This is a genomic window from Glaciecola sp. KUL10 (assembly GCF_003203515.1).
Taxonomy (GTDB): domain Bacteria; phylum Pseudomonadota; class Gammaproteobacteria; order Enterobacterales; family Alteromonadaceae; genus Glaciecola.
The window spans coordinates 23421-35558 of sequence record NZ_BGNG01000005.1 but is presented as its reverse complement, the minus strand read 5'-3'; the positions used below and the strand labels follow the sequence as shown (position 1 = coordinate 35558).

General features: G+C 43.1%; 15 protein-coding genes. 12 read left to right on the top strand and 3 right to left on the bottom strand.

The window, feature by feature from the left end:
- Positions 1-161 precede the first annotated feature (161 nt).
- From glyA to KUL10_RS09745, 12 genes are all read left to right on the top strand, one after another.
- Positions 162-1418, top strand: coding sequence for a serine hydroxymethyltransferase (gene glyA, locus KUL10_RS09800; protein ID WP_110428760.1), 1257 nt, complete (start codon positions 162-164; stop codon positions 1416-1418).
- Positions 1419-1589: 171 nt separating this feature from the next.
- Positions 1590-2042, top strand: coding sequence for a transcriptional regulator NrdR (nrdR, locus tag KUL10_RS09795; protein WP_110428759.1), 453 nt, complete (start codon positions 1590-1592; stop codon positions 2040-2042).
- The gene (gene ribD, locus KUL10_RS09790; protein ID WP_255417690.1) at positions 2039-3187 is read left to right on the top strand and encodes a bifunctional diaminohydroxyphosphoribosylaminopyrimidine deaminase/5-amino-6-(5-phosphoribosylamino)uracil reductase RibD; all 1149 of its coding nucleotides are present in this window, start codon (positions 2039-2041) and stop codon (positions 3185-3187) included. The genes nrdR and ribD overlap by 4 nt, the downstream gene beginning before the upstream one ends.
- An 11-nt stretch (positions 3188-3198) precedes the next feature.
- Entirely contained in the window at positions 3199-3858 is a 660-nt protein-coding gene (locus KUL10_RS09785; protein WP_110428758.1) for a riboflavin synthase, read from the top strand.
- A gap of 129 nt (positions 3859-3987) precedes the next feature.
- Positions 3988-5091 carry a bifunctional 3,4-dihydroxy-2-butanone-4-phosphate synthase/GTP cyclohydrolase II gene (ribBA, locus tag KUL10_RS09780; protein ID WP_110428757.1) on the top strand — a complete coding sequence of 368 codons (1104 nt, stop codon included), beginning with the start codon at positions 3988-3990 and terminating at the stop codon, positions 5089-5091.
- Positions 5092-5175: 84 nt separating this feature from the next.
- A complete protein-coding gene (gene ribE, locus KUL10_RS09775; RefSeq protein ID WP_110428756.1) occupies positions 5176-5652 on the top strand; it encodes a 6,7-dimethyl-8-ribityllumazine synthase in 477 nt (158 codons plus the stop codon).
- On the top strand, positions 5653-6075 hold the full coding sequence (gene nusB, locus KUL10_RS09770) for a transcription antitermination factor NusB (protein ID WP_110428755.1): 423 nt from the start codon (positions 5653-5655) through the stop codon (positions 6073-6075).
- A 26-nt stretch (positions 6076-6101) separates the two neighbouring features.
- Positions 6102-7082, top strand: a complete 981-nt coding sequence (gene thiL / locus KUL10_RS09765) for a thiamine-phosphate kinase (RefSeq protein WP_110428754.1) — start codon at positions 6102-6104, stop codon at positions 7080-7082.
- A gap of 60 nt (positions 7083-7142) precedes the next feature.
- The gene (locus tag KUL10_RS09760; protein WP_110428753.1) at positions 7143-7625 is read left to right on the top strand and encodes a phosphatidylglycerophosphatase A; all 483 of its coding nucleotides are present in this window, start codon (positions 7143-7145) and stop codon (positions 7623-7625) included.
- Positions 7626-7764: 139 nt separating this feature from the next.
- Entirely contained in the window at positions 7765-8175 is a 411-nt protein-coding gene (locus KUL10_RS09755; RefSeq protein WP_110428752.1) for a YeeE/YedE family protein, read from the top strand.
- A 2-nt stretch (positions 8176-8177) separates the two neighbouring features.
- A complete protein-coding gene (locus tag KUL10_RS09750; RefSeq protein ID WP_110428751.1) occupies positions 8178-8594 on the top strand; it encodes a YeeE/YedE family protein in 417 nt (138 codons plus the stop codon).
- Positions 8595-8647: 53 nt separating this feature from the next.
- On the top strand, positions 8648-8950 hold the full coding sequence (locus KUL10_RS09745; RefSeq protein ID WP_110428750.1) for a metalloregulator ArsR/SmtB family transcription factor: 303 nt from the start codon (positions 8648-8650) through the stop codon (positions 8948-8950).
- Here the strand turns inward: KUL10_RS09745 and dxs are convergent.
- Genes dxs through xseB form a run of 3 tightly spaced genes read right to left on the bottom strand, consistent with a single transcriptional unit; the run spans position 8947 to position 12002 of the window.
- Complete coding sequence (gene dxs, locus KUL10_RS09740) at positions 8947-10809, bottom strand: 1-deoxy-D-xylulose-5-phosphate synthase (RefSeq protein WP_110428749.1); 1863 nt, start codon at positions 10807-10809, stop codon at positions 8947-8949. The two genes, KUL10_RS09745 and dxs, sit on opposite strands and share 4 nt — an antisense overlap.
- A 47-nt stretch (positions 10810-10856) precedes the next feature.
- Positions 10857-11753 carry a (2E,6E)-farnesyl diphosphate synthase gene (gene ispA, locus KUL10_RS09735; protein ID WP_110428748.1) on the bottom strand — a complete coding sequence of 299 codons (897 nt, stop codon included), beginning with the start codon at positions 11751-11753 and terminating at the stop codon, positions 10857-10859.
- A 12-nt stretch (positions 11754-11765) separates the two neighbouring features.
- On the bottom strand, positions 11766-12002 hold the full coding sequence (xseB, locus tag KUL10_RS09730; RefSeq protein ID WP_110428747.1) for an exodeoxyribonuclease VII small subunit: 237 nt from the start codon (positions 12000-12002) through the stop codon (positions 11766-11768).
- Positions 12003-12138 lie beyond the last annotated feature (136 nt).

Below are 12138 nucleotides of genomic sequence, written 5' to 3'. Positions count from 1 at the left end.
ACCCCTTTGGAACCTTCCAACACCCAAAACTCCCATACTTTTACAGCCCCGCATAGCTTATTCCAACAAAGCGCTATACATGCTGGCAAAAATGAATAAAATACCCGCAAAATTTAAAATCTATATTTGTGATTGTTACCGCGTTATTGGAGAGCCCGCCTATGTTAAACGATAAAAGCACCATTGCTGAATTTGACCCAGAATTAGCTGCTGCGATTGAAAAAGAAAATCAACGTCAAGAGCATCACATTGAATTGATTGCTTCTGAAAACTATTGCAGCCCGCGTGTTTTAGAAGCGCAAGGTTCTCAGTTAACTAACAAATACGCAGAAGGCTACCCAGGCAAGCGTTACTATGGCGGTTGTGAGTATGTCGACATTGCTGAAGATTTAGCGATCGAGCGTGCAAAAGAATTATTTGGTGCTAAATACGCTAATGTTCAACCACATTCTGGCTCACAAGCGAACACAGCAGTGTTTATGGCACTTATCGAAGCTAACGACACTGTGTTAGGTATGAGCTTAGCGCACGGCGGTCACTTAACACACGGTTCTCACGTTAATTTCTCTGGTAAAACATACAATGCAGTTCAATACGGATTGCACCCAGAAACAGGCATCATTGATTATGACCAAGTTGAAGCATTAGCGCTTGAGCATAAGCCAAAATTAATCATCGGCGGTTTCTCAGCTTATTCAGGCATTGTTGACTGGGCGCGTTTCCGTGAAATCGCGGATAAAGTCGGTGCATATTTATTGGTAGATATGGCGCACGTTGCGGGTTTAGTCGCAGCAGGTGTATACCCAAGCCCACTGCCTCATGCTCATGTTGTGACGACAACAACTCACAAAACACTAGCAGGGCCTCGTGGTGGTTTGATTTTGTCTGCATCAGATGATGAAACACTTCACAAGAAACTAAATAGTTCTGTTTTCCCAGGCAACCAAGGTGGTCCTTTATGTCACGTCATTGCGGCTAAAGCAGTTGCCTTTAAAGAAGCCTTAGCGCCAGAATTTAAGACTTACCAAGCGCAAGTACTTAAAAACGCAAAAGCGATGGTGTCGGTAATGCAAGAAAGAGGGTACAAAGTTGTATCTAATGGTACCGACAACCACCTGTTTTTGCTTGATTTAATTGATAAAGATATCACTGGTAAAGATGCTGACGCTGCTTTAGGTCTTGCTAATATTACGGTTAACAAGAACTCTGTTCCAAACGATCCGCGTTCACCGTTTGTCACTAGTGGATTGCGCATTGGTACACCTGCGATCACGCGTCGAGGCTTCAAAGAAGACGAAGCGAAGCAAGTGGCTACGTGGATATGTGACGTATTAGACGGGATCAGTGATGAGTCTGTTATTGAGCGCGTTAAAGGTGAAGTCGTGGCCTTGTGCCAACAATTCCCTGTATACGCTTAATAAGCAAGTAGTCAGTATGCTCTTTCATTCACTATTGTCTGAATAGACAGCGCTGATAACGAGCATTTGATTTCTAACTATTTGAATTGATACAAATAGACTATACTACAGCCGGAGTTTTACACTCCGGCTTTTTAGTTAATCGGCTTTTTTAAAACCAAAGGACAGTTGATGTTTTGCCCGTTTTGCTCAGTACAAGAAACCAAAGTCATTGATTCAAGACTAGTCTCTGATGGTGCTCAGGTTCGTCGTAGACGAGAGTGTATGCAATGCAAAGAGCGCTTCACAACCTTTGAGGCCGCTGAACTTGTGATGCCGCGAGTAGTCAAGAGAGATGGTTCCAGAGAGCCATTTCATGAAGAAAAGCTGCGTGCGGGTTTGCAACGCGCGCTCGAAAAACGACCTGTGAGTACCGAACAAATCGAAAAATGCATTACCCGCATTAAGTCAACACTAAGGGCAACGGGCGAACGTGAAGTAGAGAGTGCTTTGGTAGGAAATATCATCATGGACTCCTTAAAGGAGTTAGATAAAGTCGCATATGTGCGCTTCGCTTCTGTTTATCGATCATTTGAAGATATTCGTGAATTTGGTGAAGAGATTGCCAAATTAGGTGATGAGTGATTCAAAGTAGTTTTTCAGAAACTGACCAAAAGTGGATGTTGCGTGCACTTGAGCTTGCTGCTAAAGGTCGTTATTCAACAACACCCAACCCTAGAGTGGGTGCAGTGATTGTGGATGAAACAGGACAGCTAGTCGGCGAAGGTTACCATCAAAAGTCTGGGGAAGCTCACGCTGAGGTTTTTGCATTGCGTCAAGCAAGGCACAAAGCAAAAAATGCGACATGCTATGTCACTCTAGAGCCTTGTAGTCACAAGGGTAAAACACCTCCATGTGCGGATGCACTTATTGCCGCTCAAATTAAAAGAGTCATTATTGCGTCAGTTGATGTAAACCCATTGGTCAATCAAAGCGGCATTACTAAACTAAAACAAGCTGGTGTTAAGGTCGAAACGGGCTTGTTGAAAGATCAAGCCGATGATTTAAATCGCGCGTTTTTTCACAGAATGCAGCATGCTAAGCCTTGGGTAACGGTAAAGCTAGCTTCGAGTTTAGACGGCAAAACAGCCTTAGCGAATGGCGTGAGCAAATGGATAACGGGCGAGAAAGCAAGAGCTGATGTGCAAGACTTGCGCGCGCAGAGTTGTGCGATTTTAAGTGGCGCAGATACTGTGCTGGTAGACAACCCGCAGTTGAATGTTCGTCCTAGTCTACTCTCTGAAGAAGCGCAAACAGCCTTCGCATACCGTGAAAAACAACCTTTGCGCGTATTAGTCGATAGTAAAAATCGTTTGAGCGATGATTATCAAATTTTCCAAGACAAGCATCCGGTACTTGTTTTCAATCATCAAATTAACAGTAAATTAAGCCAGAAAAACACACAACAGATCCAAGTCAAACTAAATGCTGAGAATACTCATCTTTGTTTGAAGTCCATATTACTTGAATTGGCAAACATCGAAATCAACAATCTTTGGGTCGAGGCGGGTGCAAGTCTTACGGGTGCTTTGTTTGATAATGCGCTCGTCAACGAGCTAGTTCTATATCAAGCGCCAAAAATCCTCGGCAATGGTGCGCGCAGTCTTACCAATACAAAATTATTAACTGACTTGACTGAAGTAATCGATCTTAAATTAGTGGATTGTGTACAAATAGGCGACGATACGCGCCAACGCTTTGTAATTAAACCGTCAAGTGCGCGAGTATAGGAGAATAAACCATGTTTACAGGCATTATTGAAGCAATAGGGACGATTAGCGCGCTAAAAAATCACGGCGATGATCTTAGACTGACCGTCAATGTTGGCAAGCTTGACATGTCAGACGTGCATTTAGGCGACAGTATTTCGACTAACGGCGTATGTCTGACGGTGGTTGATTTTGGCAGTGACTACTACTCAGTCGATGTATCTAAAGAAACCATCAAGTACTCTGGTTTTGCTAATTACCAAGTCGGCTCAAAGGTCAATCTTGAAAAAGCAATGAGAGCAGATACCCGTTTTGGCGGGCATATTGTCAGTGGTCATGTCGATGGTGTAGGAGAAGTACTAGCGGTTAACGACCACACGCGTTATGTTGAAGTCTGGGTAAAAGCGCCCGATGAACTTGCAAAGTATATTGCGCATAAAGGGTCTATTACTGTCGACGGCGTAAGTTTAACGGTTAATGAAGTAAAAGGCGCATCGTTTATGTTGTGGTTAATACCTCATACGCTACAAGAAACGATAATTGGTATGTACAAGCCAGGCACAAAAATCAATTTGGAAGTCGACGTAATCGCGCGTTATCTAGAGCGCTTAATGTTGGGCGATAAAGCGGCAACGACAGAAAAACAAGACATCAGTATGGCGTTTTTGGCCGAGCACGGGTATTTAAAATAGACCTTATAAAATAATAAAAAGTGAATAATTTACCTATACTTAGCGGGTTAAAGTCACATTAAGACACATGTAATTAATATGAATTGATTACACATTAACACACACAAAAGATATTAAAGAGAATTTGGTATGCCATTAAATAGTACACAAGAAATCATCGAAGACATCAAACAAGGCAAAATGGTTATTTTGATGGACGATGAAGATCGAGAAAATGAAGGCGACCTAATCATGGCGGCTGAACACGTGACGCCCGAAGCCATCAACTTTATGGTAACGCATGCCCGTGGTTTAGTGTGTTTGCCAATGACAACAGAGCGTTGCGAACGTTTAAAGCTTCCGTTGATGGTCGATAACAATGGTGCACAGTTTTCTACTAATTTTACGGTCTCAATCGAAGCCGCTGAAGGCGTTACTACGGGTATTTCTGCCGCCGATCGCGCTAAAACTGTCCTCGCAGCCGTTAATCCAGACGCGAAAGCAAAAGACATTGTACAACCAGGCCATATTTTTCCACTGATAGCAAAGGCCGGTGGAGTATTGAACAGAGCAGGGCATACCGAAGCAGGTGTTGATTTAGCTCGTCTTGCAGGATGTGAACCTGCGTCAGTCATTGTTGAGATATTAAATGACGATGGCACGATGGCAAGACGTCCAGAGCTTGAAGTTTTTGCTCAAAAGCATGATCTTAAAATTGGCACAATAGCCGATTTGATCGAGTACAGAAACCTTAATGAAACGACCATTGAAAAAGTCGCGACCTGTCAATTGCCAACCGAGTTTGGTGAATTTACCTTACATACATATAAAGATGTCATTGATGAGCAAATCCACTTTGCTTTGCAAAAAGGCGAAGTCAGCGATGCTGAACCGACCCTAGTGCGCGTGCATTTGCACAATACCCTAAGCGACCTCTTGGGCTCAACACGTGCAGTTAATCGCTCAATGCCCTTACACAAAGCAATGCAACGTATTCATGACGAAAATGGTGTGCTGGTTTTATTGGGCAAAGATGAAGATATCGAAGCTCAAGTTAAACGCTTCCAAGCCGAAGATAATGACGAAGTTGCAACCAGTAAGACATGGCAAGGGTCAAGCAGGACGGTTGGCGTTGGTAGCCAGATACTCGCCAGCTTAGGGGTCAAGAAAATGCGCCTGCTAAGTAAGCCTATCAAATACTCAGCGCTTTCTGGTTTTGGACTAGAAGTCGTTGAATACCTTTACGATAAATAACCTTAATTCCTTAGCGTGTTGTGATATACTTCGCGCCGATTTTTTGCGGGCCTTTTTTTAAGGCCCCAGTTTTGGAGAGCATAAATGATTGAGATAGAAGGCGGTATCCGCGCAACGGGTAAAAAATTTGCAGTCGTTGTTTCACGCTTCAATAGTTTTGTGGTTGAAAGCTTGCTTGAAGGTGCATTAGACGCTTTAGACCGTTTTGGCGAAATCAACTCAGATGATATCACCGTGGTTCGTGTACCCGGTGCTTATGAGCTTCCTATCGTGGCAAAGAAACTTGCTCAACAAAACAAATACGATGCAATCATTGCACTTGGCGCAGTAATTAGAGGCGGCACGCCGCATTTTGATTTTGTTGCAGGCGAATGTAACAAAGGCTTAGCGCAAGTCTCTCTTGACGCAACCATTCCAGTCGCTTTCGGTGTTATTACGACAGATAGCATAGAGCAAGCCATCGAGCGCTCTGGTACAAAGGCTGGTAATAAAGGTGCTGAGGCAGCGTTAAGTGCGCTTGAAATGGTCAATGTTCTTAGCGCTATTGACGAGGCTAAGTAAGTGAAACCAGCTGCAAGAAAGAAGGCGAGGCAACTCGCCACACAGGGTTTATACGCATGGCAAATGAGTAAAAACCCAATTGCGCAAGTCGAACTGACTATCGCCACCACCAATGATATGAGCAAAGTAGATATGGAGTATTTTCAAGCTTTGCTAAATGGTGTGGCAAGCAGAGTCGATGAGCTTGATGAAACAATCAAACCCTATCTTGGTCGTCTACCAGAAGAACTTGATCCTGTTGAAGAAGCGATTCTTAGGCTCGCAACACTAGAGTTGGTTGAACGCATCGACACGCCTTTCAAAGTGGTGATTAACGAAGCAATTGAACTTGCCAAGTTATTTGGCGCTGAAGAAAGCCATAAATTCGTTAACGGTGTACTCGATAAAGCGGTTAAAACGCTTAGAAAGGACGAGCGCAGTTAATACCTGCTCACGTAAATGAACCTGTTTTGAAAGAATTTGATTTAATCGCAAACTACTTTGCCACTGGTGGCCATCAGCGAAAGGATGTCCTAATCGGTATTGGGGACGATGCTGCGGTCACTAAAGTCCCTCAAGGGCAGTTACTCGCTTCAACGACCGATACTTTGGTTGAAGGTGTGCACTTCTTGCCGGGCACACCTCCAGAATACATTGCTCATAAAGCAGTCGCTTGTAATCTAAGTGACTTAGCGGCAATGGGCGCAGAGCCAGCTTGGATAAATTTAAGCTTGAGTATTCCCAAAACAGATGAGCTTTGGTTAAGCGCGTTTTCAAACAAGTTACATGAGCTAAGCGAATACTTTTCATTTCAACTGATTGGCGGTGATACTGTTCAAGGGCCGCTTAGCATTACGATCACCGCACAAGGGTTCGTACCCGAAGACAATGCATTGACCAGAGGCGGTGCGAAGGCCGGTGATTTAATAATGGTGACTGGTACACTAGGCGATGCAGGCGCTGGGCTAGACATTTTATTAGATAAAATCAGTGTTGACCCTGAAGCCTCAAATTATTTGACCTTAAGACACTGGTGTCCGACACCCCGAATACTGGCAGGCACAACACTAAGACGCATTGCTAGCTCGTGTATCGATATTAGTGATGGCTTATTGCAGGATGTAGGGCACTTAGTTGAGAAGTCTGGTACCGGCGCATTAATCCATTTAGACAAACTTCCCATTTCAGAACACCTAGGCAAAAACATAGACGATTTATCGACAGCGTTGAAATATGCGGCAACGGCTGGCGATGATTATGAGCTTTTATTCACGGTTTCTGAAGAGCAGCGCGTACACATAGAAACATCACTTGCAAGTTATAATATCGACGTTACCTGTATCGGTAAAATGACTGGTGCAACGGGTAAAATAGATATTCGACTTGATGAAAAACCATTCGATATAAGTACTTTAGCGTCCGAGGGCTTTGAGCATTTTAGTGAGAACTAACATCAGCCATCAAGCTCTAATCACAATAGTAGTATTTGATTTAACAAAGGCGTAATTATAATGGATAAACATTTAAGAGCCAAAGTAAGCCTTAAAAACCCGTGGCACTTCGCCGCGTTTGGTTTTGGCGCTGGTTTGATTCCGTTTATGCCAGGTACTTTTGGGTCACTAGTTGCTATTCCTCTTTTAATCGCGATGAGTTATCTCAACGATTATTGGTTTATTTCGATAACTGTTTTGTCTTTCATTGTCGGTATTAAAATATGCCAAAAAGCCTCTGATGCTATGGGCATGCATGACCACGGATCGATTGTTTGGGATGAAATTGCTGGCATGTTTGTCACGTTTTTATTCATACCGATCAGCATAACCACGCTCGTTGCAGGATTTTTGCTGTTTAGGCTATTTGATATTTTAAAACCATGGCCGATTCGCGTGTTCGACAAAAACGTGCATGGCGGCTTTGGTATAATGATAGACGATATCGTTGCAGGCGCGATGGCTTGTATATGCCTACATCTCATCCTGTATTACCTGATGTAACTCACCCATAAAATAAATCTCTAAAATCGATTCTTGTCACCTAAATGACGCACAAATAAACTCACAATTGAATATCATATATTTATAATATACGATATACCTGTTGATTTATCACTGACTTCAAAAGGAACAATGCTAAATGATGACTTATATTGAGCCGCTAATAGGCGGTATTATTCTGGGCCTCTCAGCCTTACTATTGTTATTCGTGAATGGCCGAATCGCAGGTATTTCAGGCATTGTGAGTCAATCCTTAAGTCTTAGAGCAGACAGTGCTTGGCGGTGGATATTTATTCTTGGGTTAATAATCGGCCCGTTTTTGTTAAGTGATACCAAATTTACTTTACCCGTTATTGATAGTTCATGGTGGATGATCGCAGTTGGCGGATTGCTAGTCGGATTTGGCAGTGTTTATGGTTCTGGTTGCACAAGCGGTCATGGCATCTGTGGTATTGGCCGTATGTCGAAGCGTTCGATTTCTTCGGTCTTAGTTTTTATGGCGACCGCTGCTGTCACTGTTTTTATTATTCGTCATGTTATTGGAGGATAGTAATGAATTTATTTTTTTCTCTACTCGCAGGTATCGGTTTTGGCATTGGGCTGACAATTTCTAATATGGTTGACCCGAAAGTTGTATTGGCATTCTTAGATATTACAGGCGATTGGGATCTCAGCCTTATGTTTGTGATGGGTGGTGCTCTAATGGTGTTTATTCCTAGCTATTACGTATTGAAAAAGCGCATGAATCGTCCATTATTCGCCGATTCGTTTTTTGAACCGACACTTAAAGAGGTTGATAAGCCTTTGTTAATTGGTGCAGCAGTGTTTGGTATTGGATGGGGCATAACAGGTATCTGCCCGGGCCCAGCGATTGCGAACCTAAGTGGAATGAATGAAAAAATTTTCGCCTTTATTTTTACAATGTTAATTGGCATGATGGTGGCAAATTGGTTTAAACGCACTCAGTAATTAAACGCTATCAAAGTTCTATTAACACTTATAAAAGATAAGCAGTTCACGCTATGAAAGATTTTTCCAAAATGGAAGCCAATGCTAATGAAGCAGTTAGTTTACTAAAGGCCTTGGGAAATCGTTATCGCTTGATGATATTGTGCGTGCTTCAAGAAGGGGAAATGAGTGTTTCAAAGTTGAACGAGCTTATTTCAATCCCGCAATCATCACTTTCTCAACATCTAGCTTGGTTGCGCAAAGAGCACTTTGTTGCAACCAGACGAGATGCTCAAACTATCTTTTATTCTTTAAGCAGCAAAGAAGTCACTGAAGTGATTGCTGTTCTTTACAGACTTTATTGTCAGGACGATTAAGCTAAGAACGCCTTGGTTTGCTTGATAATACCTGCTGTATCTAAGCCCAGTTCAGCGTACATTTCCTGTTGCGTGCCTTGCATAATGAACTGATCAGGTAAGCCTAGTTGCAGTAATTTACAGTGAGCTTGGTGTTTGAATAATACTTCCGCCACGCCACTGCCAGCACCTCCTGCAATCGCACCATCTTCTAGTGTTACAAGTAGCTCATGCTCTTGAGACGCTTTCAATACGGCCTTCTCATCCATGGGCTTAACAAAACGCATATCAATGAGTGTTGCGCCTAGAGCATTTGCCGCTTCTTTTGCATAAGGCATCAATGTACCAAAGTTTAAAATCGCGATTTTTTCACCTTGCTTGAGTAAATTTGCTTTGCCCAAGGTAAGTGCTTGCATAGGCCCAGTTGCATCAATGCCACTGCCAGTGCCTCGCGGATACCTAACAGATGCTGGTTGATTGGCTACGTGACCTGTATAGAGCATATTTCTACATTCGAGTTCATCCGACGGCGTCATGATGATCATGTTAGGAATACAACGTAAAAAGCTAATATCAAACGCGCCTTGATGTGTTGGGCCATCAGCGCCCACGATCCCTGCGCGATCAATTGCAAACAACACCGGCAAATTTTGAATCGCGACATCGTGAATCAATTGGTCATATGCGCGCTGCAAGAACGTAGAATAAATTGCGACGACTGCATTTTTACCCTCACGAGCCATGCCTGCTGCAAGGGTAACTGAGTGTTGTTCAGCAATAGCAACATCAAAGTATTGTTGAGGGAACTTTTGAGAAAACTTGACCATGCCCGAGCCTTCACGCATCGCTGGTGTGATGGCCATTAAGTCTTTATCTTGGCTTGCCATGTCACATAGCCATGAACCAAATATAGCGGAGAAACTGGGTGAGCTTGGTTTACTTTCAGGTAACTTTTGCTCAAGGTGATTAAACTTAGGGACGGCATGCCATTTAATGGGATCTTGTTCAGCTAATTCGTAGCCTTTGCCTTTTTTAGTGACTACATGCAGTATCTGAGGGCCTTTGATATTGCGCATGTTCTTAAGCGTATCAACCATGCCTTGCACATCATGACCATCAATAGGGCCAATATAATTAAAGCCTAGCTCTTCAAAAATAGTGCCAGGGACTACCATCCCTTTAATGTGCTCTTCTGCTCTGCTTGCGAAATCTTTTATCGGCGGAACATTGCTGAGGATTTTTTTACTGCCATCGCGTATTGAATTAAAGAAATTACCGGTAAGCAAGCGAGCGAGGTGGCTGTTTAATGCACCTACATTTTCTGAAATAGACATCTCATTGTCATTGAGCACCACGACCATATCTTTATCAATATCACCGGCGTGATTCATCGCCTCAAATGCCATACCTGCTGTCATAGCGCCGTCGCCAATCACCGCAACCACTTTGCGCCCTTTATCTTCTTGATCAGCGGCAATGGCCATACCTAAAGCTGCACTGATTGAAGTTGAAGAGTGACCTACTGCAAAGGTATCGTATTCACTTTCAGGTGGCCAAGGAAAGGGATGTAAACCGCCTTTTTGGCGAATCGTTGTCATTTTGTCGCGACGGTTCGTTAATATTTTATGTGGGTAAGCTTGGTGACCAACGTCCCAAATCAAGCGGTCAAATGGCGTGTTATACACGTAATGAAGTGCGACTGTTAGTTCGACGGTTCCTAAACCAGAGGCAAAATGTCCGCTACTAATACTCACGCTATCCAATAAATAGCGCCTTAGCTCATCGGCAACCGCAGTTAGCTTGTCCTTTGGCATCAAGCGTAAATCTTCAGGTGTTTTAGCCTTCGCTAGATTCGGATAGTCATTTAAGTCTAAGGTCATGCTTATTGTGTTCTTCTTTTATATATCAGCTTTATTATATAACAGTCTTAGTGATTTCGGTTCACTAAATAGTCGGTGAACGCTTTTAATTGCGCGGTATTGTAAGGTAGCGCCTCAAGCGCACTGAGCGCTTTGTTTTGCAAAGAGTGCAAAAACTCTGTTGCACTTTCTACACCTAAATGACTGACATACGTGCTTTTTTCTAGTGATTGGTCGGAGCCTTGAGGTTTGCCCAATGTTTGGGAGTCACCAATTACATCCAAAATGTCATCTTGAACCTGAAATGCAAGCCCTATGTTGTCTGCATAAATATCGAGATGTTCAAAGTCTTGTTCGCCGGTATCAGGTGCGAGGTGAGCCGCCATCATTATACTGGCTTTTAGCAAAGCACCTGTTTTTAAAGCATGGAGTTGACCGAGTTGCTCAATAGAGATATTTCTTCCCGTGGCTTCTAGATCAATACTTTGACCTGCGCACATACCGCCCATTCCGCTTGAGCTAGCTAGAATTTTGATAAGCTCGATGCGTTTGCTGTCACCATAACGCGTCATTGGACGCGTTGTTAGTAGCTCAAAAGCGAGAGTTTGTAGTGCATCGCCAGCGAGTATTGCAGTAGCGTCGCCGTATTTAATGTGATTGGTAGGTTGGCCTCTTCTAAGGTCATCGTCGTCCATTGCTGGTAAATCATCGTGAATCAATGAGTAAGCATGTACGCATTCGATAGCCATCGCAACGTTAACAATGTCGTTTCGATCGGCACCTAATAAATTACCCACTATCGTTGCAAGTACTGGCCGCATGCGTTTGCCGCCATTGAGCAAACTATATTGCATTGCTTCCTTTAGCGTTGGCGAAGCACATTGATAAGTGCCAATAAAGTCACTTAGACCATCGTCGATTTCCGTCTTGATACTCGACACTAAAGCCGAAAAATTTGGATTCATCTAAGCGCAAGCCTATGCGTCGGTTTCTTTATCAAAATCGGAAAGCTCACCTTCAGCATCGTTGCTAAGTAATATTTTTACTTTTTGCTCAGCATTTGAAAGCTGCTGTTGGCTGGCTCTAACAAGCTTAATGCCTCTTTCGAACTTTTCTAGTGAAGCCTCAAGGCTTATTTCGCCGCTTTCCATTTGACTCACGATATCTTCTAGCTCGGCTAATGCATGTTCAAATGATTCACTGTTATTAGGCATGTTCTGGCTTCTTTATTGACTGCTATTTAATGACGTGTGAAGCGTAACCGACAGGTTAATAGAGGTCAATTTTTTTGCCCATTCTGCACAGTTTTGAAGCATATATTTTTCATAAAGATTTATGTGTAAATGCCGT